The organism is Proteiniborus sp. MB09-C3 (assembly GCF_030263895.1).
GTDB lineage: Bacteria > Bacillota > Clostridia > Tissierellales > Proteiniboraceae > Proteiniborus.
This window is the reverse complement of record NZ_CP127161.1, coordinates 1,882,750-1,908,027: the sequence shown is the minus strand read 5'-3', so window position 1 is coordinate 1,908,027 and position 25,278 is coordinate 1,882,750. Positions and strand designations below refer to the sequence as shown.

At 32.4% G+C, this 25,278-nt stretch carries 25 protein-coding genes; 2 read left to right on the top strand and 23 right to left on the bottom strand.

Annotated elements, in window-relative coordinates; translation table 11 throughout:
* Nucleotides 1-392: 392 nt before the first annotated feature.
* From QO263_RS09145 to mnmA (QO263_RS09090), 12 genes are all read right to left on the bottom strand, one after another.
* Nucleotides 393-1,139: a peptidylprolyl isomerase gene (locus tag QO263_RS09145; protein ID WP_285629095.1), complete on the bottom strand. Its 747-nt coding sequence runs from the start codon at nt 1,137-1,139 to the stop codon at nt 393-395.
* 142 nt (nt 1,140-1,281) lie between these two features.
* On the bottom strand, nt 1,282-1,470 hold the full coding sequence (locus tag QO263_RS09140; protein ID WP_285629093.1) for a DUF378 domain-containing protein: 189 nt from the start codon (nt 1,468-1,470) through the stop codon (nt 1,282-1,284).
* A gap of 84 nt (nt 1,471-1,554) precedes the next feature.
* The gene (locus QO263_RS09135; RefSeq protein WP_285629091.1) at nt 1,555-2,391 is read right to left on the bottom strand and encodes a Cof-type HAD-IIB family hydrolase; all 837 of its coding nucleotides are present in this window, start codon (nt 2,389-2,391) and stop codon (nt 1,555-1,557) included.
* 25 nt (nt 2,392-2,416) lie between these two features.
* Complete coding sequence (locus QO263_RS09130; protein ID WP_285629089.1) at nt 2,417-3,052, bottom strand: regulatory protein RecX; 636 nt, start codon at nt 3,050-3,052, stop codon at nt 2,417-2,419.
* Between the two features lie 106 nt (nt 3,053-3,158).
* Nucleotides 3,159-4,460, bottom strand: a complete 1,302-nt coding sequence (locus tag QO263_RS09125; RefSeq protein WP_285629087.1) for a M18 family aminopeptidase — start codon at nt 4,458-4,460, stop codon at nt 3,159-3,161.
* A 192-nt stretch (nt 4,461-4,652) separates the two neighbouring features.
* Complete coding sequence (locus tag QO263_RS09120) at nt 4,653-5,018, bottom strand: DUF1292 domain-containing protein (protein ID WP_352169669.1); 366 nt, start codon at nt 5,016-5,018, stop codon at nt 4,653-4,655.
* Nucleotides 5,019-5,136: 118 nt separating this feature from the next.
* Nucleotides 5,137-6,594, bottom strand: a complete 1,458-nt coding sequence (locus QO263_RS09115) for an aminoacyl-histidine dipeptidase (protein ID WP_285629084.1) — start codon at nt 6,592-6,594, stop codon at nt 5,137-5,139.
* Nucleotides 6,595-6,614: 20 nt separating this feature from the next.
* The gene (gene mnmA, locus QO263_RS09110) at nt 6,615-7,718 is read right to left on the bottom strand and encodes a tRNA 2-thiouridine(34) synthase MnmA (RefSeq protein WP_285629082.1); all 1,104 of its coding nucleotides are present in this window, start codon (nt 7,716-7,718) and stop codon (nt 6,615-6,617) included.
* A gap of 102 nt (nt 7,719-7,820) precedes the next feature.
* Nucleotides 7,821-8,693: an L-serine ammonia-lyase, iron-sulfur-dependent, subunit alpha gene (gene sdaAA, locus QO263_RS09105; RefSeq protein ID WP_285629080.1), complete on the bottom strand. Its 873-nt coding sequence runs from the start codon at nt 8,691-8,693 to the stop codon at nt 7,821-7,823.
* 4 nt (nt 8,694-8,697) lie between these two features.
* Nucleotides 8,698-9,375: an L-serine ammonia-lyase, iron-sulfur-dependent subunit beta gene (gene sdaAB / locus QO263_RS09100; protein WP_285629078.1), complete on the bottom strand. Its 678-nt coding sequence runs from the start codon at nt 9,373-9,375 to the stop codon at nt 8,698-8,700.
* A gap of 120 nt (nt 9,376-9,495) precedes the next feature.
* Nucleotides 9,496-11,766: an ATP-dependent Clp protease ATP-binding subunit gene (locus QO263_RS09095; RefSeq protein WP_285629076.1), complete on the bottom strand. Its 2,271-nt coding sequence runs from the start codon at nt 11,764-11,766 to the stop codon at nt 9,496-9,498.
* Nucleotides 11,767-11,856: 90 nt separating this feature from the next.
* The gene (gene mnmA, locus QO263_RS09090) at nt 11,857-12,945 is read right to left on the bottom strand and encodes a tRNA 2-thiouridine(34) synthase MnmA (RefSeq protein ID WP_285629073.1); all 1,089 of its coding nucleotides are present in this window, start codon (nt 12,943-12,945) and stop codon (nt 11,857-11,859) included.
* 263 nt (nt 12,946-13,208) lie between these two features.
* Here mnmA (QO263_RS09090) and QO263_RS09085 point away from each other — a divergent pair, with 263 nt between their 5' ends.
* A complete protein-coding gene (locus QO263_RS09085) occupies nt 13,209-14,822 on the top strand; it encodes a DEAD/DEAH box helicase (RefSeq protein ID WP_285629071.1) in 1,614 nt (537 codons plus the stop codon).
* Between the two features lie 107 nt (nt 14,823-14,929).
* Here the strand turns inward: QO263_RS09085 and msrC are convergent, their stop codons facing one another.
* The gene (gene msrC / locus QO263_RS09080; RefSeq protein ID WP_285629069.1) at nt 14,930-15,427 is read right to left on the bottom strand and encodes a free L-methionine (R)-S-oxide reductase MsrC; all 498 of its coding nucleotides are present in this window, start codon (nt 15,425-15,427) and stop codon (nt 14,930-14,932) included.
* Nucleotides 15,428-15,663: 236 nt separating this feature from the next.
* Between msrC and QO263_RS09075 the strand changes: the two genes are divergently transcribed.
* Nucleotides 15,664-16,275, top strand: coding sequence for a DNA-3-methyladenine glycosylase (locus QO263_RS09075; RefSeq protein ID WP_285629067.1), 612 nt, complete (start codon nt 15,664-15,666; stop codon nt 16,273-16,275).
* Nucleotides 16,276-16,464: 189 nt separating this feature from the next.
* Here the strand turns inward: QO263_RS09075 and QO263_RS09070 are convergent, their stop codons facing one another.
* The 10 genes from QO263_RS09070 to QO263_RS09025 form a co-directional block, all read right to left on the bottom strand.
* Nucleotides 16,465-17,382 carry a DMT family transporter gene (locus QO263_RS09070; protein ID WP_285629065.1) on the bottom strand — a complete coding sequence of 306 codons (918 nt, stop codon included), beginning with the start codon at nt 17,380-17,382 and terminating at the stop codon, nt 16,465-16,467.
* Nucleotides 17,383-17,533: 151 nt separating this feature from the next.
* Nucleotides 17,534-18,127 (bottom strand): GNAT family N-acetyltransferase, encoded by a 594-nt coding sequence (locus QO263_RS09065; RefSeq protein WP_285629063.1) that lies wholly within the window; start codon nt 18,125-18,127, stop codon nt 17,534-17,536.
* A gap of 201 nt (nt 18,128-18,328) precedes the next feature.
* On the bottom strand, nt 18,329-18,898 hold the full coding sequence (locus tag QO263_RS09060) for a DUF5317 domain-containing protein (protein WP_285629061.1): 570 nt from the start codon (nt 18,896-18,898) through the stop codon (nt 18,329-18,331).
* 18 nt (nt 18,899-18,916) lie between these two features.
* Entirely contained in the window at nt 18,917-20,158 is a 1,242-nt protein-coding gene (locus QO263_RS09055) for an HD-GYP domain-containing protein (protein ID WP_285629059.1), read from the bottom strand.
* Between the two features lie 235 nt (nt 20,159-20,393).
* Nucleotides 20,394-21,008: a hypothetical protein gene (locus tag QO263_RS09050; RefSeq protein ID WP_285629056.1), complete on the bottom strand. Its 615-nt coding sequence runs from the start codon at nt 21,006-21,008 to the stop codon at nt 20,394-20,396.
* Nucleotides 21,009-21,200: 192 nt separating this feature from the next.
* On the bottom strand, nt 21,201-22,799 hold the full coding sequence (locus QO263_RS09045; RefSeq protein ID WP_285629054.1) for a putative ABC transporter permease subunit: 1,599 nt from the start codon (nt 22,797-22,799) through the stop codon (nt 21,201-21,203).
* Nucleotides 22,792-23,505 (bottom strand): ABC transporter ATP-binding protein, encoded by a 714-nt coding sequence (locus QO263_RS09040; protein ID WP_285629052.1) that lies wholly within the window; start codon nt 23,503-23,505, stop codon nt 22,792-22,794. The genes QO263_RS09045 and QO263_RS09040 overlap by 8 nt, the downstream gene beginning before the upstream one ends.
* 234 nt (nt 23,506-23,739) lie before the next feature.
* Entirely contained in the window at nt 23,740-24,048 is a 309-nt protein-coding gene (locus QO263_RS09035; protein WP_285629050.1) for a DUF5345 family protein, read from the bottom strand.
* Nucleotides 24,041-24,571, bottom strand: coding sequence for a sigma-70 family RNA polymerase sigma factor (locus QO263_RS09030; RefSeq protein WP_285629048.1), 531 nt, complete (start codon nt 24,569-24,571; stop codon nt 24,041-24,043). Before QO263_RS09030 ends, QO263_RS09035 begins: the two co-directional genes overlap by 8 nt.
* Nucleotides 24,572-24,738: 167 nt before the next feature.
* Nucleotides 24,739-25,179 (bottom strand): GNAT family N-acetyltransferase, encoded by a 441-nt coding sequence (locus tag QO263_RS09025; RefSeq protein WP_285629046.1) that lies wholly within the window; start codon nt 25,177-25,179, stop codon nt 24,739-24,741.
* Nucleotides 25,180-25,278 lie beyond the last annotated feature (99 nt).

The window sequence follows — 25,278 nt, the reverse complement described above, 5'->3', positions numbered from 1 at the left end:
ATACCAAAATTCTATGTCTTGTAATAATAAATAGTCCAACCTGTCTTTTTCATTCCAAAAAGACTAAGTTTCCGTTTCATTTTAACATATATTCGTAGCAGTTGCCAGAATTTTTTAAAAATTGACATAATTGTATAAAGTCTTTATATTGCAAATAAGCCTTGTAGTGCTGATAAAACATAAAAAGACTTTATTATTTAACTAATATCAGAAGAAAATTCCATGAAATAATAGTAAATTTAGATAAGAAATCCCTAAAAAATCACTAGAAATTAAATAATAAAAGAAAAAATTTGCTTTTCTCTAATACAGCTAAATCAAATGATATTAAAAGGGAGTATTGCAAAACTACTTTTTAAAGTAGCCCACAATACTCCCTTAATAGAGATAATCTATTGAATTTTCACTTCATACTTATTAGCTAATTCTGTAGCCTTTTCACTATATGCAGCATTTTGCTTTACAATGATAATCTGTCTTTCTAAATCAGCTCTTACTTCTTCCATAGTGCTTTCAGAAGCCTCTTTTCTATCAGTTACTAAAATAATATGATATCCAAACTGTGATTTAACAGGCTGACTTACTTCATCTTTGCTTAATTCAAATGCTGCTTTCTCAAACTCAGGAACCATTTTTCCTCTAGTAAAGAATCCAAGATCTCCGCCATTGGCATTTGAAGGACATTTAGAATATTTTTTTGCAGCTTCTGTAAATTCAAGTCCTTCTTTTATTTCTTTTACTATGCTTAAAGCTGTATCCTCATTATCAACTAGTATATGGCTTGCTCTAACACTTTCAGGCTTTTTAAATGTATCTTTAAATTTCTCATAATAGTCTCTTATTTCATCCTCAGTAGCAATAATATTATTTAATATCTTAGAAACTGCATACTGTTTTAGAACATTTATTTTTATACGTTCAAGTTCAGCTACAAAGGCCTCTTCTTTATCTAAGCTATTATCAATAGCATCAAGATAAAATAATTCTTGATTCACAAGCTCTTGCAACAGCTTTTTTCTTCCTTCTTTATCTCCAAATTGTACTGCTACTTGTGGAGCAAGGCTTTGTAGGAAGTTTTCTACTTCATTTTCAGTGATTTCTCTCCCATTGACTGTTGCCAATATTTTGTTTTCTTTCATTAAAAAACTCTCCTTTATTTTAATATAGAGTATACCATTTCATGTACACTCTAATACTATCAGAAATAAGAGTTTATGTCTATTTTGTTGTTTGTAATACATTTAAAATGCACAAAATTAAAACCCAAGTAATTGACTTGGGCTAAAAAAACAAATATAAAACTGTATATACTCCTGACAATCCTATTAATGAATATAATATTTTTGCTGTCATTGTGTCTTTTCTTCTGAATAATATTTCAGCTAAGTCTAAGTTAAATAAGCCAACAAGTCCCCAGTTTATTGCACCTAATATGAGTAGTATGGAAGCAATACCTGTTACAATATTCATAGAAACTCCCCCCAATTTTTATCTTTAGTAAAATATATTAGCTTATTCACATTTTTATTCAGATATTCTTAAATATTATGCAATCTATAGTCTAAAAATCTTAGTTAAAATATCTCCTACTCCACATTCATCATTTGTCTTTTCAGTTATTATATCGGCTACTTTTTTTACTCCACTGGATGAATTCTTCATGCCTATACCTAAGCCTGCATTTTGTATCATTTCTATATCATTATCATCATCACCTATGGCTACTATTTCTTCCCGGGTTATACCTTTTTGCGTTGCATAATCTGACAAGGTCTTCCATTTTGAGCCTAAGGGTCCCATGATCTCCAGTATTGGGCCTACTTTACTTAAACTAGTTAATATATGAGAACAGTATTTATCTCTATGTGTATCATTAAGTAGTCCATGAAACTCTTTGAGAAGATTAATGTCTCCAGGGAATACTACTGATAATACTCTTGGATCTTCATAGAAAAGCAGATCCTCTATTTGCTTGTATCTATCAGGTATATCATATAAATATGATGAGTATTTTTTATGCTCTTTATCTAATTCTATAATTATGTCATAGTCTTCATCAAAGTGATCTACATGAATAACAGGATATAATCCTCTTTTTCTACCCTCTTTTATTAATGTGTAAAAATCTTCTTTATCTAAATACTTATTTAATATTGCCTTGTCATTGTGCATACTTCTTATAATAGTTCCATTATTAGCTACAACTGTTAAGTCCATGTCTATCTCTTTCATAAACTTCCTCGCAGACCAATACCTTCTTCCAGTTGCTATAATTATTTCTACCCCACTATCTGACAGTTTTCTCAATACATCTGCATTTTTTGTAGGTATTCTTTTTTCCTCCGTAAGTAAAGTTCCATCTAAATCAATAGCCACAAGTTTATAATACACAACAGCACCCCTTAGAATATATTATTTATTCATGTTTCAATATTTTATTAAGTACTTTAATAATAATGTCCATAGAATACCCTTTTCTCTGCAAAAAACCTCCTAATTTCCGGTAAACAGCTTGAGTATCATCGTTTCTATAGGTAGTATTCACCTTTTTTTCTGCCAATTCCAATGCTCTTTTATATTCATCCTCCATATCTATAAGCTCATTTAGCGTGTCCTCAATTATTTCACCATCAATACGCTTCTGGAAAAGCTCACCTTTAATGCGATTGTATCCTAGTTTTTTAATTTTCACTCTATCCTGTATATAATTTTTTGCATATTCTTCATCATCAATGTAATTTTGTTCTCTTAAATATTTTATAGCTTCTTCAATATGGTTCTCATTATAGCCTTTCTTAAGCATTTTATCTTTTATTTCATATTCATTTCTAGCTTTATAGCTTAACAGCTTTAGTCCATAAGCTTTACAAGAATCTATTTCTTCCTGCTCTAATATATAATCCAGTCTATCCTTGTCAATCTCCATACTTTTTTTAAGTCTTAGCTTTACTAAAGTATCTTCACTGATTGAAAAAGAATATTCTTCATTTAAAAATACAGAGTATCTATGGATATTCTTTTTTTGCTGTTCTATTTTCGTAATAATATGCATTCATATCTCCTTCCTGTTTTTAGGAATGATAATAATAGATCCTTCCCTCAATCAATATAATCAGTCACATTGAATGTAGCGAAGGATCTGATAAATCCATTAAACTTTATATTTTGAAAAATTCATCAAAGGATTTTTTAATATAATTATGATCCAATACTCCCCCAAGTTCTCTAATGGAGTGCATTGAAAGCATTGGATTTCCTATATCTATTGAGCACATATCAAGATGTGTGGAGGATATTGGCCCAATAGTAGAACCTCCTCTTAAATCTGACCTGTTTACAAATTTTTGAACTGGGACTCCAGCCCTTTCACATACCATCTCATATACAGCACTTGAGTCACTGTCTGTTGTATATGACTGATTTGCATTTATCTTTATTACAGGTCCCTTATTTATTACTGGCCTATTTGTAGGATCATGTTTATCTGCATGGTTTGGATGCAGTGCATGAGCCATATCTGAGGAAATAATGAATGAACTATATAAAGCCCTAAAAAAATCTTCTTTATCTTTTCCAAGACCATATACTACTCTTTCTAATACAGTTTTAAGCATTGGAGAATCCGCACCTTGTTTAGTACTGCTCCCAACTTCTTCATTATCAAAGCAAACCATAATTTTAGTAGCCTTAGAATCGCTGCACTCTGCCAAAGCTTCTATTCCAGCATGTACCATGGCTAAATCATCTAATCTTCCACATGAAATAAACTCATTATTTAAGCCTATGATGCTTCCTTTTTCAAATTCATATAAAAATAAGTCAAAATCTATTATTTCGCTAGCATCTATGCTCAATTCTTGAGCAATGAGTTTGATTAAGAAATTATCCTTTGTAAATTCTTTATCAATTAAAGAAAGTAAAGGCAGCATATCCTTTTGTTTATTAAGCTCTACTCCTTCATTTACATTTCTATTCATATGTATAGCAAGATTCGGTATTATTAGAACGGGTCTATTAATATTTAAAAGCTTCGCATTTGGATGCAACGGATTTTCAGATTTTAAACTAACTCTTCCAGCCAATCCAAGCGGTCTGTCTAACCAAGATGACAAAATAGGTCCACCATAAGTTTCTACATTAAGCTTCAAATAATTATTTTCCACAAGCATTTCTGGATTTGGCTTAACTCTAAAGGTTGGAGCATCTGTATGAGCTCCAATGATTCTAAAGCCTTCCTCTTCTATTTCACCATAACCAATTACAAAGCCTATCAATGCAGTCCCATTTTTTTCTATATAATATTTCCCGCCCTTTTCAATGTTCCATCTTTCCTTAATATCTAGTTTCCTGAAACCTTTTTTATCCAATATATTCTCTATATTTTTCACTACATGAAAATTACTTGGACTTTCATATATAAAATCAATAAGCTCCTGTGCAAAATCTATCTCTTTTATCATATCTTGCCCTCCCCTATTTGCCGCAGTCTCGAAACACAAATTTGTTTACTCCCTTCGGTCGCACAAATTTGGTTCTCGTTGCGTTTGACCTACCAGCAATTTTCCGATAAAAGCGTTCGGAAAATCGGGTTAGGTCATAAAAAAGTAAGTACCTCGGTAAACACTTCCGAAGTACTTGTACTTTAGCTTAATTTATTCTTCGTCTTCCTCTTCATCATAATCGTCTTCGTCGTCACCAAATAATTCATAGAAAGCTTCTACAACAAGTTCATACTCGCTGTCATCTTCAATATTTTCTAATTCTATTCCTTCTTCAGTCTCACCATATTTATATAGCAAAACATTCTCATCGTCTAAAGGAAGAAGAGCTATGTATTCTTCGTCTTCTACCCCAAATACTCCTAATACTTGGCACTCCATATCAGTACCATCATCTAAAGTTAGAGTCATTATTTCCATTTCTTCGTGGTCATGACCACAGCCGCAACCTTCATGTTCATGCTCATTTTCATGTTCATGGCCACAGCAGCAGCCATCTTTATGTTTATTATCTGTCATATTTTCATTCTCCTTTATTATTTATTTCATACCCTAAAAAGTATGTATATTCTATATAATATATCATTCCCTAAAATTAGTATATAGATTAAATATAAAAATTTTAAAAGTTTTAAAACTATTTAATAGACTTAATCACCTCTAATAAATACTCCCAAACTCTATTTGTAGATGAAATACTTACACGCTCATTTGGAGTATGCACATCAAACATATTAGGTCCAAGAGAAATCATATCTACATTATCAAGTTTTTCATCAAATAGGCCACATTCAAGTCCAGCATGTATAGCAGTTATTATTGGTTCTTTTCCATACATTTTCTTATAAGAATCAACAAATATATCTCTTATATATGAGTCCTTTCTATATTCCCAAGCAGGATAATCGCTTTCACTAGTTGATTTCGCACCAATTAAATCTGCTAATGCTTCCATTTTCTTGACAATGTCTAGCTTTAAAGTCTTAACTGAGCTTCTTATGGCACATTCTAGCAATACTTCTTTTTCAGTAGTAGTCAGCACTCCTAAATTTGTTGAACTTTGAACTAGGCCCTCTATTTCTACACTCATAGTCTGCACTCCATTAGGAATTAAAACCAATGCAGCTAAAACCTTCTTCATAGTTTCTTTAGAAAATACTTTTTCATGTTTAGAATTTAATAATTCTAACTCTATTCTTACATCTGAATCCGCTGTCTTTAACTCATTTCCAATAATCCTGTTCCATTTCTCTATTTCCTTTTCAAGCTTAGCCTTATCCTGTCTATTTACTAGTAAAACAGCATCACTTTCTCTAGGTATGGCATTCATCTTTGCTCCACCGCTAACTTGTGATATATAAATATCATTATTAGCTGATATTCCTTTGAGTATTCTGCCTAAAATAATGTTAGAATTTCCTCTTTCTTTATTGATTTCCATTCCAGAATGACCGCCCTTTAATCCTCTGACTCTTAAATCATATGCCAAAAAGTCATCTGGACAAGCATTCCATTCAATAGGTATACTGAGTGTATTTCTAATACCTCCTGCACAGCTCACTAATAAGGTACCCTCTTCTTCTGAATCTATATTTATTAATATCTTACCTTTTAAATTGTTTGGATCTAAACTATTGGCTCCTCCCATTCCCGTTTCCTCTTCCGTAGTTATGAGCACCTCTAATGGAGGATGAGAAATCTCGTCAGAATCTAATATGGCTAATGCATATGCTACTGCTATACCGTTGTCTGCTCCTAGTGTAGTCCCTGTTGCCATGACCATATCATTTTCTACTCTCAGCTTTAATGGTTCAGTGGAAAAATCATGATTTGTGTTTTTATTTTTCTCACAAACCATATCCATATGGCCTTGTAATATCACTACTGGTGCATTTTCATACCCTTTAGTTCCAGGCTTTTTTATTATCACATTTAAGGCTTTGTCCTGTATTACCTCTAGATTTCTTTTTTTTGCAAAGTTTACCAAATAATCACTTATAGCCTTTTCGCTGCCTGAACATCTTGGAATCTGTGTCATATCCTCAAAAAAACTGAAAACTGCTTGTGGTTCAAGATTTTCTAACACTCTGCCCAAAATACTCACTCCCTATTATATTATTCTTTTTCTCTTATTATACTATCAATCATTCCTCCGCCCAAGCACTCTTCTCCGTCATAAAATACTACTGCTTGACCTGGAGTAACAGCTTTCTGTGGTTTTTTGAACATAACTCTACACTTGTTATCATCAGTTAAATAAACACTTACTTCATTATCAGGCTGTCTATATCTAAATTTTGCTGTACAATTGAAGCTTTCTTCCTTTGGTCTGTCACTTACCCAGCTAAGCTCGCTTGCCATAAGCCCATTAGAGTATAGCATAGGGTGCTTATCGCCTTGAACTACATAGAGAATATTCTTCTTCAAATCTTTATCTACAACAAACCAAGGCTCTCCCGTGCCTATGCCTCCGATACCAAGCCCTTTTCTCTGACCCAATGTGTAATGCATCAGACCTGAATGTTTTCCTACAATTTTCCCGTCTAAAGTCATAATATTTCCAGGCTTAGCAGGAAGATAATTATCTAAAAATTTATCAAAATCCCTTTCTCCAATAAAGCATACTCCTGTACTATCTTTTTTATCTGCTGTTATAAGGCCCTCTCTCTCTGCTATATGTCTAACCTCTGATTTCTTTAAACTTCCCACAGGAAACATGCTCTTAGAAAGCTGAAATTGACCTAAAGTGCATAGAAAATAGGTTTGATCCTTATTATTATCCACACCTCTTAAAAGCTTATATTCTCCATCCATATAGTCAACTCTAGCATAATGACCTGTCGCAATATAATCTGCCCCAAGCTTTATAGCATGATCTAAAAAAGCCTTAAATTTTATCTCCTTGTTACACATTACATCAGGATTCGGAGTTCTTCCTTTTTTATACTCCTCAAGAAAATAGGAAAACACTCTATCCCAATACTCTTTTGTAAAATTAACTGTGTAATAAGGTATATCTAGCTGAGCAGATACTCTTCTAACATCCTCATAGTCTGCTTCAGCAGTACATACTCCTGCCTCATCTTTCTCATCCCAGTTTTTCATGAATATACCTATAACATCATATCCTTGTTCCTTTAAAAGATACGCTGTTACAGAAGAATCCACTCCTCCAGACATACCTACTACGATCTTTATATTTTTATTGTTCTTTGCCATTCACATCATTCCTTAGAATAGATTTATCTCATAACACAATAGAAATATTAGGTAATCATTCGTCTCTGAAATCATAAGAATATATTCCTATTATGTCCTTAGTTACTCTCCAAAAATCCTTTTATTTATGGCTTTTCCCGCTTCAGTAGTAGCTACTCCCCCAAGTGCTGTTTCTCTGAGCTCCATAGGTAGTGATTTCCCTACTCTATACATAGCATCTACAACTTCATCAAATGGTACTATGCTTTTAACCCCAGCCAAAGCTAAATCTGCTGAAATCATAGCATTTGCTACACCTGAAGCATTTCTCTTTGCACAAGGAGCCTCTACAAGTCCTGCTATTGGATCACATATTAAGCCTAATATGTTTTTTAAAGCAGTTGCTGCAGCATGAAGGGCCATTTCTGGAGTTCCTCCTGCCATTTCTACTATTGCTGCGGCAGCCATTGCTGCAGCTGATCCACATTCTGCTTGACAGCCACCTTCAGCTCCTGAAACAGTAGCGTTTTGCGCTATTATAGTTCCTATACCAGCTGATGTGAACAAAGCATCTATCATGTCATCTTCTCCTAGTCTAAGCTCCTCTGCAACTGTTATTATAGCAGCAGGAATAATTCCAGAGGAACCGGCAGTAGGCGAAGCACATATCCTTCCCATTGCAGCATTTACTTCAGATGTTGAAAATGCCATAGCCATAGCCTTATTTATTGAGTCCCCACAGATTGTTTTTCCACTTTTCCTGTAGCTTTCGACTCTTCTTGCATCTCCACCAATGATTCCACCTACTGATTTGACTTCTTCTTCAATACTCTTCTTAGCAGAGCTTTTCATCACATCTAAAATAGTTTTCATTCTCTCTCTTAACTCTGATTCTGGTAATTCCGAAATCTCACACTCTCTTTTTATTACTATTTCAGATATCTTAGCATTATATTCATCTGTTAATTTTAACAGTTCATATCCATGGTTAAACATATTATCACCCCTTTTTAACTGGATTAATTACTTTTACTTCTAGAACATTTTCTGTGTTTTTTAGCTGATTAACTACATCTTCAGAGACTTCATCATCAGTTTCAATAATCATGTAAGCCTCTACGCCTTTCTTCTTTCTCTTTACCTTCATAATTCCTATATTTATGTCATTTTGAGAAAGTACTGTAGTAACTCTACTAATTATTCCCTTTTTATCATTTTGTACTACAATTAAAGTCGGATGATCTCCAGTCATCTTGACATTATAGCCATCTACATTTGTAATTAATATGTTTCCACCACCAATAGATGAGCCTGTAATCTCAGTTTTACTGCCATCATTATTATTAAAAACAATTTTTACTGTATTTTCATGCTGTATACCTAAATCAGCTTCCAAAAAAGAGACTTTTATACCCTTCTCCTCGGCTATCTTTAAGGAATTTTTTAAATCCTCATCATAGGGCTCCATTCCAAGAATTCCCGCTACTAAAGCTTTGTCGGTACCATGCCCTTTATATGTTTTAGCAAAGGATCCATGAAGATAAAAATCAACTGAACTAAAATCATCACCTGCAATATATCTTGCAACTTTTCCAATTCTAGCAGCTCCAGCTGTATGAGAACTAGAAGGTCCAATCATGATAGGTCCTAATATGTCAAAAACACTATATTCTCTCATAGATATCAATTTCTCCCTTAATGAGTTTTATTATTTTTCTCGAATTTTACCATGAAATATTTACTATTTCAATGATATTAATCAGCATTTCAAAGGAAAACTGCTGAATTTTTCAGCAGTCTACCTAACAGTTATATTTCCATCCTCTACATCAACATTAATAGTATAACCACTTGTAAACTCATCTTTTAAATATAACTCTGCTATTTCATCTTCAATATACTTTTGAATAGCTCTTCTCAAAGGTCGAGCTCCATACTTCTGGTCGTATCCTTTTTCAACTAAGAAGTCTTTTGCTTTGTCAGATACATGAATATTCATCTCTTTGGCTCTCACATCTTCTAATACTTCTTTAAGCATTAGATCGACAATACTGCGAAGTTCTTCTGTAGATAAATGAGCAAATACTATTGTTTCGTCCACTCTATTAAGGAATTCTGGTCTAAAAGTCTGCTTTAATGCATCCTTTGCCCTATTTTCTAATGCTATATATCCTTCTCTAGCAAATCCAATAGTATTTGTATTGAAGCTAGTACCAGCATTTGAAGTCATTATAATAATAGTGTTTTCAAAGAAAACAGTTCTTCCTTGGTTGTCAGTAAGTCTACCATCCTCTAATATTTGAAGAAGCATGTTAAATACGTCTGGATGAGCCTTTTCTATTTCGTCCAATAGAATAACTGAATACGGTCTTCTTCTGACCTTCTCTGTTAGCTGTCCTCCTTCATCATAACCTACATATCCTGGAGGAGCACCTATGAGTTTTGATACCGTATGCTTTTCCATAAACTCTGACATATCTACACGTATCATAGCATCTTCACTACCAAACAATTCACAGGCAAGTGCCTTAGCTAGCTCAGTCTTACCTACTCCAGTAGGCCCTACAAATATAAAAGAGGCAGGTTTTTTCTTTCTTCTAAAACCAGAACGATTTCTCCTGATAGCTTTAGATAAGCTTACTATTGCTTCATGCTGTCCAATCACTCTTTTATGCAAAATATCTTCTAGATTAAGGAGCTTAGCAGCCTCTTCTTTAGTGATTCTCTGAACAGGAATCTTAGTCCATGCTTCTACTACATAAGCCACATCATCAAAGGTAACCTGTATCTCGGAACATGTTTTCTCTAGTTTTCTAACCTTGTCCTCTATTTTGAATTCTTCCATTTTATATTCTGCTGCTTTTTCATAATCATCTGATGAAGCGGCAGATTCCTTTAACTCCTGTATCTTCTTTAATTTTTCTCTTAATGCTTCTAATTCAACAAATCCTTGATTCTTTAAGTTCACCCTCGACCCTGCCTCGTCAATAACATCTATAGCTTTATCTGGCAGAAATCTATCAGCTATATATCTTTCAGAAAGTCTTGCAGCTGCCTCTATTACTTCATCTGATATTTGAACTCCATGGTATTCTTCATAATACCCTTTTATTCCTTTCAAAATCTCAATGGTCTCTTCAACAGTAGGCTCTTCAACTAATACAGGTTGAAATCTTCTTTCTAATGCAGAATCCTTTTCAATATGCTTTCTATATTCTTCTAGTGTTGTAGTACCTATAACCTGAATTTCTCCCTTTGCAAGAGATGGTTTAAGAATATTTGCAGCATTCATTACTCCGCCATGGACTTCTCCTGCCCCCATTATATTATGGACTTCATCGATAACTAAAATTATATTTCCAAGCTCTTTTGCCTCATCTATAATAGCCTTCATACGTCCTTCAAATTGGCCTCTAAATTGGGTTCCTGCTACTATTGCAGTTAAATCCAAAAGATATACCTCTGCATCATAGAGTTTTGCTGGAACTTGTTTCTCTGCTATCCTAACAGCTAATCCCTCAGCTATTGCAGTCTTACCAACTCCTGGCTCCCCTATGAGTACAGGATTATTTTTTGTTCTCCTATTTAATATCTGAATTACTCTATCAATTTCTCTATTTCGTCCTATAATTCTATCTACCTGTTTATCTATAGCCTTATTGGTCAAATTGGTTCCATAAGTATCTAAGTATTTCTTTTTCTTTCTACGAGGCTTTCTTTCATCCTTTACATTAGAATCTGCTTCCTTTATATCTGGATCTATATTTTTAGCCTTTGGCTCAATATTCTCATCTCTGTCAGATGTTGTATCATTGAAAAAGCTCAAAAATGGATTTTCTGAATCTATTTTTTCTATGTCTTCATCCTGAAAAACATTGTTCATTTGATTTGTAATATTTTCAAGATCCTCAGGTTTCATATTCATCTGCTGCATAAGCTGGTCTATTACAGGAAGGCCCATTTTCTTTGCACATTCCATACATACGCCTGTAATTTCAGTTTTCCCATTTTCTATTTTTGTAGTTAGCATAACAGCAATATTTTTCTTACAAATAGAACATAACTTCATCTTAACCACCTCTACCTTCTATATGAAAATACAATATTTTTAGTATATCACACTTTATACCCTTATTTGAATAAATTAACTAACATTTAATTAATCTCTTATTATAGATTCTATCTTAGCTCCGCCAATGATTTCATTGCCTCTATAAAATACTACAGATTGACCAGGAGCAACTGCTCTTTCCTTCTTATGAAAAATTACCTTTACCCTATTATCTCCTAAGCTTGTAATAGTTGCTGGTAAAGATAAGCCCCATTGACAGACCTTTACTTCAGCTTCACTAGTTTCTTTTAATTCATCAAAAAGGGTGAAGTTCGCCTCCTTACCAATTAAGCCTTTTGAATACGTGTCTTCATCAGCACCTAAAATTACAATATTTTTTTCGGCATCTATCTCGACTACAAACATAGGCTTATTAAAATACTCTCCTAATCCTCTGCGTTGCCCTATTGTATAGTTTACGATTCCCTTGTGTTCACCGATAATATTTCCTTTTGTATCTACAAAAAATCCCTTCTTCACTAATTCAGGCTTTTCTTTAGAAATATATCCTCCATAATCTCCATCTGGTATGAAACATACTCCCATACTATCCGATTTCTTTGCTATATTTGCATCTATTGTATTTGCTATTTCCCTTACTTCTTTTTTTGAATTAAATGTACCTATAGGCAATATTACATGTTTAAGCTGGTCTTGAGTAAGAGAATGAAGTACATAAGCTTGATCTTTTCTACCTGTTTGACCGGAAAATATACGATATCTTTCTAATTCTTTGTCATATACTATATTTGCATAATGTCCTGTTGCTATATAGTAAGCTCCTAGTTCATTTGCAGCCTCAATCAGCTTTCCATATTTAATTCTTTTATTGCACATAACACAGGGGTTTGGAGTTCTCCCACTAACATATTCTTCAATGAATTCTTTTTTCACCATAGCGTCAAATTCCTGTCTTAGATCTATTGTAAAATGAGGTATATCTAAAAGCCTTGCTATAGCCTTAGCCTCTTTTACAAATTGAGGCTCTCTTATTTTTCCTTCCTCGTCCAAGTCATCAAAAAGAAACATAGTTATTCCAATAACATCGTATCCTTGTTTTTTAAGCAAATAAGCTGCGACTGTACTGTCTACCCCACCACTTAAGCCTACGGCTACTTTTTGTTTGCTTATCTCCATTAAATCACCTTTCTATAAAAGTGTTTTAGTTTAGCCTAACTATATTATAACATACATAAAATGTTGCATATATGAAATGTTTGTAAGACAAAATACAAATGTAATAATTCAAATGTAATAATTTTAGTTGCTATTGTAAATAAAATAACTTATAATTAGTATGGTTTAAACAGGAAATATGACGAAATTATGAATTTGTACTTATTAATATATTATTTTTGTTTATACTAATATAAAAAATATATAGAGAAGGAAAAAGAATTATGAAAAATTTAGCTTTTACAGAATTAAATCTATCTTCAGAGATAGAAAGAGCAGTTGCTGAAATGGGTTTCGAGGAAGCAACTCCAATACAATCTCAATCTATACCTTACATAATGGATGGAAGAGATATAATAGGTCAGGCTCAGACTGGTACAGGGAAAACATGTGCTTTCGGTATCCCTGCTATTGAAATGGTAAACCCAAAAAATGAAAGCATACAGACATTAATCTTATGTCCTACAAGAGAACTCGCTATACAGATATCAGAGGAACTAAAGAATGTGTCCAAATACAAAAAGGGGATTAAAATCCTTCCTGTTTATGGTGGTCAGCCAATAGAGCGTCAAATAGCTGCACTAAAAAAACGTCCTCAGATCATCATAGGAACACCAGGAAGATTGATGGATCACATGAGAAGACGTACCATTAAATTAATGGATTTAAAAATGGTAGTATTAGATGAAGCAGACGAAATGCTAAATATGGGTTTTAGAGAAGATATCGATGAAATTCTTGAAAAAATACCAGTTGACAGACAGACTGTTCTTTTCTCTGCTACTATGTCAAAAGAAATCATGGACTTGACATCAAAGTATCAAAAAGACGCTATTCTAGTTAAATCAGTTCACAAGGAGCTTACAGTTCCAAGGATTGAACAGTATTATCTGGAAATTAGGGAGTCTGCAAAGCTAGATGTCCTTTCAAGAATTATAGACAAGGAAGGTATTAAACTGGCGCTTGTTTTCTGCAACACCAAGAAGCGAGTTGATGAACTAACTTCTGGGCTTCAATCCAGTGGTTACATGGCAGAGGCTCTACATGGGGACATGAAGCAGTCTCAACGTGATAGGGTAATGTCACGATTTAGAAGCGGTGCAATTGAAATCTTAGTAGCTACTGATGTTGCTGCACGTGGAATTGACGTAGACGATGTTGAAGCAGTTTTCAACTATGACATTCCTAATGATGAGGAATACTATGTTCATAGAATAGGTAGAACTGGTAGAGCTGGAAAGACAGGTAGAGCTTTTACATTTGTATCTGGCAGAGAGTTCTATAGATTGAAGGACATACAAAGATACACAAAATCAAAAATTACTCTTATGAGTCCTCCATCTTTATCTGATATTGAAGAGAGTAAAGTAAATAATGTTATTAGTGATTTAAAAGCTGTTTTGGCAAGAAATAATCTTTCAAAATATGTGAGCTATATTGAAAAAATACTTGAAGACACTCATGTAGATAATAAGGAAAATTATACAACTACCATCGATGTAGCTGCTGCATTACTTAAATTAGTAGTAACTGACAATGGTAAAAATGATTTTACTGATTCAGATAAACTGGATTATAAGGAAACTGGTGCTGAAAAGGGTATGGCAAGGCTATTTATTAACATGGGAAGTAGAGACAGAATACAGCCTAGACATATAGTAGAAGCTATTGCCTCAAAGAGTAGTCTTCCTGGAAAGAAAATTGGTGCAATAGATATTTTTGATAAGTTTTCTTTTGTAGATATACCTTTAGAATATGTTCAGGAAGTGCTGTCACCAAAAATGAGCTTTAGGATAAAAGGTAAGAAAGTTTCCATAGAAAAGGCTAATAGAAAGTAAATGGATAAAAGAATATAGTAGAAATATGCATTCACTATTTCGGATTCAATTGGATTAAAGAAGTTTTTCTAGTATTTCTACTATATTTCTTGTTTTGTGTTTTTATTTTATAGTTCATCCCAATCAATATATTGATTAAGCTTTTTAACAAATCTCTCAAAATACTTTGCTTCAAGCTCTGTAAATCGTTCAAGCTCTGGACTATCCAAATCAAGCACACCATAAACCGTGTTATCCTTCACAATAGGCACTACAAGCTCAGAATTTGATGCAGAATCACATGCTATATGTCCTGGAAAATCATGTACATTAGGCACAACCTGAGTTTTTCTAGTAGCTGCAGCTGTACCACAGACTCCAGCATTTAGCTTTATTCTATTACATGCTGGCAAGCCTTGGAATGGTCCTAAAACTAGTTCATTTTCTCGCATGAAATAAAAGCCTGCCCAATTAAGTCTATCTATGATAGCATATATTAGTGCAGAAGCATTAGAAATATTAGCTAATGGGTTATTTTCTGAGCTTAATTGACCTTCAAGACTGATAAGCAAATATTCTAGTCTTTGTTTGTCACTCATCCTTTCAATTCCGTTTAATTTAATCATAAAAATTACCTCCATTCCATAATTTTATGCATTATAATAATGTAACAAAGCTATGAGTGCTCTGTTTAATTGGTAGAATTTAAGCTTCATTATATCATCTAATACATGGATTAGCTAATATTTTATGAGCTAATATTTTATGAGCTAAAACACAATAATAGCTATACAAACAATTTTATAGGTCATTCAATAACATTTTGATATATCACCTAAAATATACTGGAAAGGAAAGCATCATGAAAAAACTTGAAAGAAGCTTTTATAGAAGAACTTCTCTAGTTCTTGCAAAAGACTTATTAGGTAAGTATTTAATATTTAATTATAACAATCAAAAATTAGTAGGTAAAATAATTGAAACCGAAGCCTATATGGGCTTTAATGACAAAGCAGCTCATACTTACAATGGTAGAAGAACTCCAAGAGTAGAAACTATGTATGGAGAAGAAGGGCATGCATATGTATATATAATATACGGTATGTATAATTGCTTTAATGTAGTAGCGGCGGAAAAGGAAATAGCCCAGGCAGTTCTCATAAGGGCATTAGAGCCTATTGAAGGCTTTGAAGCAATGTCATTAAATAGATTTAAAAAACCCTTTAATCAATTAAATAAGTCACAAGTTATAAGCCTTACCAACGGTCCAGGAAAGCTATGCAGTGCCTTTGGAATAACAAGAGAAATGAATGGTGAGGATTTAACTAGAGACAGATTATATATTTGCTCTGATACAGAAGAAAAGTTCCATATAGTTGAAACTACAAGAGTAGGCATAGATTACGCTGAAGAGGCAAAAGATTTTCCTTGGAGATTCTATATTAAAGACAATAGATTTATTAGCAGACCTTAATATAAAAAAATAATAGAAAACTATAAAGAATTTTCTATTATTTTTTTCTTTCACTATCCTATTTCATGACTATTAAAATATTCATGCATAGGTACTATTGGATTACTCTTGTGTTCCCAGCATTTCGCAATGGGAGGAGTAGCTCGACTAAGCAGCTTACTATTATCACTATGGGGCAATGGAAGCTTCTCACTCTTTATTTATCAATATTATCCCTGACGAAACAAATATGATTCCTAATATTACATTTACTCCTAAAAGCCTTTCTCCTAGAAATATATAGGAAAGAAAAACTCCAAATAATGGAACAGAGAACTTATATATAGTGACCTTTCCTACACCATTATACTTCAACAAAATTGCCCACAGTGTAAAGGCAGCTGCAGATATGAACCCTAAATACAAGAGTAAAATTGAGCCTTTTAATGTAAAGCTTATTCCTCTTCCGTCACCTAATATTCCTGCAAATATTAATAGTATTGAACCTATAAATAATTGATAACCTGAAACCGCAAAGGGCGATATGTTTTTGGCAATTTTTTTGGTATATATACCTGATAGTGCACCCATCAGGCTAGAAATTATAATAAATCCCTCTCCAGCAAATTTGAATCCACCTTGAAATCCTCCACCATTTAAGTTTACAATAGCTACTCCTAAAAATCCTAATATAACTCCACCTACTCTTTTGATACTCAATTTATCCTCTTCATAAAAGAAGTGAGCTAAAATAACACTGAAAAATGTGGTTGTAGCTGCAAGTATTGAGCCTTTTGTTCCACTAGTATTTGAAAGCCCTATATAGAAAAATATATACTGTATTGTGGTCTGTATAAGTCCTAAGAAACCAACCTTGGAAATGTCCTCTTTTTTAATTTTTATGGATCTTCCAGTTATTAAGCAAAATATAAATATCATCATTGAAGATATAAAAAATCTATAGCCTGCAAAAACAATCTTTTCAAAGGTATCAGCAGTACCAATAGAAAAAAGCTCATAGCCTATCTTAACAGAAGGAAAAGCGCTCCCCCATAAAAAACAGCTTAATAATCCTAATATCATTACCATGTAGGCTTTCGTAAAAATTACTTCATTTTTTTCTTTCAATTACATCTCTCCTTTTGTTATGATTACCCAATTCCCTATTATATTAACTTTCACTGCTAAAGGCAATGAATATAACTAGAAAAACCTATTCAAATTCTGAATAGGTTTCAAAACTTACTACTATATATTAAATGTATAGATTAACATTTTATTAACTAGCCTCTTTCTTATAATAGAAATCCGTTTCACCGATTCTCTTAAATCCCACTGACTCATAAAATCTTATTAGTCTCTGTTTTAAAAGTACCATATTTTCATCTTTTGGATTCATTATATATTCAACTTCTCCATTGATTTTTTCTAAAGGACCAGGCATTAAATATATACATGATACAGGCTCGCAAATATTTCTGTCTAAAAATCTTGGTAATTGTTCAAATATTCTTCTACCTATCCCATTGCCTCTATATTCTTTTTCAATAAAAAGTTCTGTAATATAAAATGCATTATCTTTACAATTTTCCTTTGAAAGGACCTGAATATAAAAAGACTTAATTTCCTCCTCCTCTTCCTTGTCTGTAAATTCAAGGATTTTCAAGATTTCATCTGACTTTAACTCATTGAAGATATTGTCTACATTTAGTAAAACTCCTTTAATATAGCCAATCTCTCCGTTAACATCAGCGATATTTATTATTATTTCCTTCTTATAATGTGATAGCCTTAAAATTGACTTATTATTATGGGCCTCGCTATCACAATTATTATTACTGCCATCTTCTTCATCTGAACCTTTTGAGTTCATAAAAAACACCTCTAATATAATATTATTTTTACCTCTATATTATATATGTTAGCATTTTGTCGAAAAAATTCAAACTCGGTTTATCCAATATAACTACTATTTATATGCTTTCATTGCTTCTAATCCAATACTTTACTATTAAAACTATTAAATTCTACATCATGCTTCTATTTAGTATTGCCTATAATTATTTTTTTAGTTTCAAGCCTTCCTTTTTAGGTTTTCTTTGACCATGGCTTCTTGAAAAAATAAAAAGACACCTGTCATTATAAATATATCTCCGACACTTATTATCTTAGGTAAAGGATAGGGTTTCGGAATAACAATAATATCAGCTAAAAAAGCTAGTTTAGTATCCTTTGTTATTGAGTTATGCTTTATATCAAACTGTCTCTCTGGTAATTCTACATAATTATTAATGCCTTTTATCCCTTCCAGAGATACTGGCATTTGTCCACCGTTAAAAAGTATCACTATTAGATTTAAAATAATTCCTATGAGAAAAAGCTTCATAGAATTTGCTCTTATGTTTAAAGCAATTCCAATTATCAATAGCAGATATGTAAAAGCATGGAAGTAAATAAAATATTTATTGAGCAATTCCGTTCCAGTGTCAATATCAATACCTTTTATTAGTGAAATTAAAAATTGTATAATGGCAGCAAAAATAAATAGATACCATCCTTTGATATCTATCTGTTCAATATGTCTAATTCTACCTCCCCTTAATTTCGCAACGATAAACGAAAGAATAATTGGCTCTATAAACAAGAAAACCACTCCCTTAGTCTATTGGCTAAGCATACTTACAAATACTTGTGCGAGAACAGGATGAAATTGTGTTCCAGCATTGACTCTAATCTCCTCTAAGGCTTCTTTTTTATCTAAAGCTTTTCGATAAGGTCTATCAGAGGTCATTGCATCATAGGAATCAGCTATAGCAAGTACACAGGCTTCTATAGGTATATTGTCTCCTGCTAAGCCCTCTGGATATCCTAATCCATCATATCGCTCATGATGATATCTTACAATTTGAGGTATGTTTTTCAAAAAATCCACTTTGCTGATAATCTCTGATCCAATACTAGGATGTTTCATAATTTCCTGAAACTCAGGCTGAGTTAGCTTTGTAGTTTTATTTAATATATTATCGTTTACACCAATTTTGCCAATGTCGTGCAGAATAGATGCTGTTCTAATGTCTTGAATTTTTTCGAAGGACAATCCATAGACCTCTGCTAATTCAACAGCATATTTTTCTACCCTGGAAGCATGCCCACTTGTATAAGGATCTTTAGCCTCTATTGTTTTATTTAAAGCCTGTATAGTTGAAAGATATAGGCTTCTCATGTCCACATATAATCTAAATGAAAAGCGTGCTAATAATAATGGTCCAAAAAATAGAATAACAGCACCATAGCCATAGCTAATAAAAGCTAATGCTATTATAATACCCATTGTACCTACAGCAATAGCACTAATCAACATTCCCTTCACATTATTTATCCATATTCCAATAAATTTTTGATCATTTGCTAAAGAAAGAAATCCAGAAATGATTATTGTATTAAATAATGTACCTAATAAAAGAATTAGAATAGTTGGGAATGAAGTAAACTGCCCAATTTTCCCTCCAAGTAAAACATAGATTAGTCCAATAGATGATGTTACAATAATACTTTGAACAATATTAAAAATAGTTTTATAGATAGGTATATTAAACAGAGTTACATAACCTCTTCCTTTTATTTTTGGTACTCTAAATAAAAATCCTAAAAAGGCAGATGTAGCGCCTAATAATGGTCCTCCCACAATAATAGAGGCTATATTTATAGCATATCCAACTGATATGCCTACTGTATTATTTGGTAAGGGTATTAGCAAAGATTCAACAACTATAGATAATAAAGACCAAAAAAATAGCATCTTAAAGCTTGGAATATCAAATCTATTAAATAAAAAAGAATATAAGGATATAGCCACTACGGATAGAGTGGCAATATAAATAGATGTTTTTTTATTTAACTTCAACTAACCCATCTCCCTATATATCTTAGCCGGCTAATTTTAATACTGTATATGAAATATTAGATTAAAGACCAGTTTGCTCCAGCTGATAAAACTAAAGCAATGATGCTAAGTATAACTAATAATACTTTTTTCATCGAATATAGCCCCCTTTTTAGGATACTATGCTGGTTCGCTAGTGCAGCATGCTATATTCGCTTCGCTCTTTTTAATAAAGATCATTAGCCGGCATTGATAACTATTTTGTTATATAGCGATTAATTGCATCTAATGTAGCCTTTACAACGGCTTCATTATAATCATTTTTAATCATGCTGGAACCACAAAGTCTTTGCTCTTGTCCATTTTCAATGCATATTATGACAACAAGCACTGCCTCATCAGTAGAGATATTCACAGTCTTAACATCCTCTAATATGAAAATTTCTTCATATCCACTTGCTTCTTCTACAGTCCTCAGCGTAGTATCTACTAGTATTCTATCAATATTTCTACCCGTGTTAATTCCTGTCATTGAATTCTCATAAACACCTTTTTGATTAGTTAATGCAACTCTAATTGTAGCTTTTTGTCCATTGTTCTCACGGGAAACAGACATTATTCTAGGTCTGCATTCCATTCTTTTAAGGCTTTCATCTATAATCTCAGCAATGCTGATTTTCTTATGATCTATTTGAATATTATATGTAGCTATGAGAACAGATTGTACGTCCCTAACTATCTGCTTAACATTTCTACTTCCATTAGAGACAATATGAATTTCATCAATACTATTATTCTCACCTAAAATAATTTTACAAGATATTACAGAATCCAATTTTCCTAGACTCTGTTCCACAATCTCTACATTCATATTATCCCTCCAAAGCGTAATCGTATCAAAATATTACATAAAATATGATTATTTTTCAAATACACTTTAATTTTACCATTATTATATCTGTGTTACAATCTTAATCTATTAAAAACAGATTTATTTTTAGTGAGATTTAATCGCATTTAAAAAGCATTCAACCGAAAGATTGAATGCTTTTTATCGTTAATCTCAAAGACTATTAAATATTTTTACACCTTTAGTTCTGATAGCTGCCCATAAAAACATATTTACTATTAATAACCCTATTGCTACAAAAGCAGAAAACATGTCATAGTTCGTTGGTTCTAAAAGTTTATATAGCAATATTGGTATAGCTACTGAAATAGCACCTGCCAGCATTGAAACAATTACACTGGAACTTTGCTTTACAACTTCAATATGAGATTTCCATTCAAGCTTCGGTAAGAATAAATTTATTATTATTCCTATCATTGAAATCAAAAAGGCATATAGAGCTGTAATAGCTAAAAATAGCAAACAAGATAGTAATTTCATTTTAAATGATACTGCTAAAATTACAATATCAATTAGTAGAGCTGGAATAATAATTGTTAAATTCACTAATATCTTGCTCTTCAATATTTCTATTGGCTTTATGGGAAGAGATTTTGCTACCCAAAGATTTTTACCTTCAAGAGATATTGAAGATGAAGTGGTACAGGCTAGACATATACATAGAGACACAATTGCTGTAGCTGCAGGGACTATGAATGGTTTTATCATAGGCAAATCTAAAACCTCTGCCATTTTATCTCCGCCAAAAATAGCTATTCCTATAGTAAAAATAGTCATCATCACGACACCAATTGAAGTATTTAAAACGTATATATATGATGAAAAGTAAAAGCTAATCTCTTTTTTATATAGCGCTTTTAGAGATGATGATACCTTTAATGAGCTCATCTTATAGCTAGAGGCTTTAAAGCTTTCATTCATCTTTGAATTAATAGACTTAAAGCTCTTTGCAAATATTGAAACAAACAAAGCAAATGGTATTACTGTAACTCCAATGAAGACTACTAAAGAAAGAATATCAAGGTTAACTAGTGCATTTACATAAAATATAATGGGAAAATATGCCTTTGATATAGCCTCCATCAATTCAGCAATATTCTGAACAAACTCTAGTGACATATTGCTTAAAAGATTAGAGCCTGCCATCAATAATATGATTAAGACAAAGGAACCAATTATCATAATTATATTTGTTGATTTAAACCTTGTTGATATCTTTCCCAAAACAAAGGATAGAGCTGCTCCAATAATCATAGGAATCAATGCTATAAAAAACATTGCTATAAATGCAAAGATATAATATATAGTACCGCTCGAAGACTTTATACCGTAAACTATCAATGAAGGTAAACCTATAATAATTGATATCATTAAATTTGTACTATATAATAACAGCAATTTATTTATGAATACTTCAGATGTTTTTACTGGCAATGACATAAGTAGATCGTAATCTTTAAAAGAAAACAAATATCCTGAAGCTTTATAAATGCTCATAAATAATGAGATTAGGCTCACATTTACAAAAGAAATCACTAGAAGCATAGCTAAAGCATCGAGCTGTATTAGAACATCTGATATCATATAAAAATAAGCAAATACAGATGCGAATACAGCTACAACAGCCCATAATATCGCTATACCTATAAAAAACATTTTTGTTTTTTCTGCTTTAGAGGATTCTTTTAAAAATCTGTTTAAGCCAAAGGAATTTATAATATTAGCTTTAATGAGTAATTTTACATTATTCATTTTCTGTCACCTCTAAGAACAATTGTTCAAGGGAACTGTCGCCTTTAACCTTTTGAGTATCTCCGCTAGCAATTAGCTTCCCAGCTTTAATAATAGCAATTTTATTGCATAATTTTTCTGCAACCTCTAAGATATGGGTAGAAAAGAATATGGCACTGCCCTTCTGACACATATCCTTCATATATTCCTTTAGTATATGAGCAGCTTTAGGGTCTAGACCGACAAAAGGCTCATCTAATACAAGAAGCTTTGGCTGATGTATTAGGGCAGAAATAATTGCAAGCTTTTGTTTCATTCCATGTGAATATGACGATATTAAATCGCCAAGATTTTTTGTTAGCTCAAAGTCATCAGAGTACCTTTCAATATTTCTCTCACGGGTTTCTTTGGAGATACTAAATATATCTGAAATAAAGCTTAAATACTGTATGCCAGTCATGTTCTCGTATAAATCAGGATTGTCAGGAATATAGGCCATTATCCTTTTACATTCTATGGGTCTTTCTTTTATTGACATTCCATCGATAAAAATATCTCCTTCATCAAAATCCAATATTCCTGTGATGCATTTAATTGTTGTGGTTTTACCAGCTCCATTATGACCTATGAATCCATATATATCCCCTTTATCTATTTTTAGACTAAGACCATCTACTGCTTTTTTACCACCCTTATAAGATTTTGAGACATTCTCTATTTTTAGCATTTCACATCTTCCTTTCTTCATTCCTTAATTTGTTTTTTCTAATTACAAAAAAATAAAAGAAAATTAATGGCAACGGAAATTGAATTAAACCCCAAAGTCCCCAAATCCAAGGGAAAATTCCTCTTTTCTGTGCATTTCTAAAGAGCCACAAGGCTTGAGTAAATAACAATATGGCTATTAAAGATAAAAGAATAACTAGTAGCCAAATAGGACAATCATTTAAATTAGGATGCATCATTGTATCCTAGCCTCCTTTGATACTAGCCTTGCCATAACAAATATTACAATAGGGAATATTAATGACATAGACTGCACTACAACAAAAGCAGAAAAGAAAAAAGCATATAGGGAAAATGATAAAGCAATAATAATCACTCCTAAAGCACAAAAAATTGATAGCTGTTTATTTTGTCTCTTTGCTATTCTCAGCTGTTCATCTGAAACTAAGTCAACAAACCAATTTAGTTCAGGCTCTTTTACTTTAATATCATCAATTTTTTTTATAGCATCTGATATCTTTTTTTCTATTGAATCATTATTCATAGAATCCCATCTCCTTTCTCATAGCCTTTATTCCATTTGAAATTCTTGATTTCACAGTTCCTATAGGAATTTTTAGGTATTTTGCTATTTCCTCATAGGAAAAATCGAATCCGTATTTTAAAACAATGGGAGCCCTTAACTTCGGTGAAAGCTTGCTTAGAAACGATATTATTTCATCCTTTTCTAAAAAATCCTCTAAGGGAGTAGAATGTTGTTCAATGTGTAAGTTTTCTATAGCATATTTGTCAAAAAGCTTTTGTTTTCTTACTCTATCTATGAATAAGTTTTTGGCTATCGTAATCATCCATGTAGAAAAAGAAGATTTCTCGTAATTATATATATTAATTTTTTCTATAGCCTTAACCATAGCATCCTGAGCAATATCCTGTGCCTCATATTCATTTAAAGTCAATTTAAGAAGATACCTATAAACAGCTGTATAGCTTTCATGCAGCAGTTGTGCCAATGCGTATCTGTTACCACCTTGAGCTGCTTTTATTAATTCAATTGTCTTTTCATCCAACTGCATCACCTCTTAAATATTCTTTACATCTGTTATACGGTTTAGAATATTATTTTGTTCACTTAGTGAAAATTTAAATTAGGGTCATGCTTTTATGATTTCGTAAAAAACAAAATTATGAAAGCATGACCCTATACATATTTACTCATTCATTAGTCATTGGCCATTTATATCAACTTTTTATACATAATGATATGAGGACCAATAGGAGGATAATCAAATACTTCACCATGTATTTTAAAGCCTAGTTTTTTATAATATTCTTGTACTGTAGTTCTCCCTTTACACCATAAAAAGTTAATGTCCTGCTCCTTTAACAATTTTTCAGCATAATTAACTATTGATCTTCCGGCTCCTAAGTATCGAAAACTATCAAGAGTTGCCATTGCTCTTAATCTGTATTGAATCTCAATAGAAAAATCTGGATACTTTTCTACACAAAATGATGCGACGCTTATTAGTTTTCCTTGATAGAATGCCCCTACATGAAATGCGTTGTCTGCATAGTCTGTATCATATTTACAGTCCTCAAATGTCTGATGCGGACGTAGGACACTATGTCTAATACTATAAGTCATTTCAGGATTAACTTTTCTTATCTCTAGCATATCTTTCCTCCTATTTAACATAGATGATCAACCTTTTATAAGTTCAAGGCAGACTTTTATAATCTTATCAAATTTAATTTTTAATCCATTCTGAGCAAT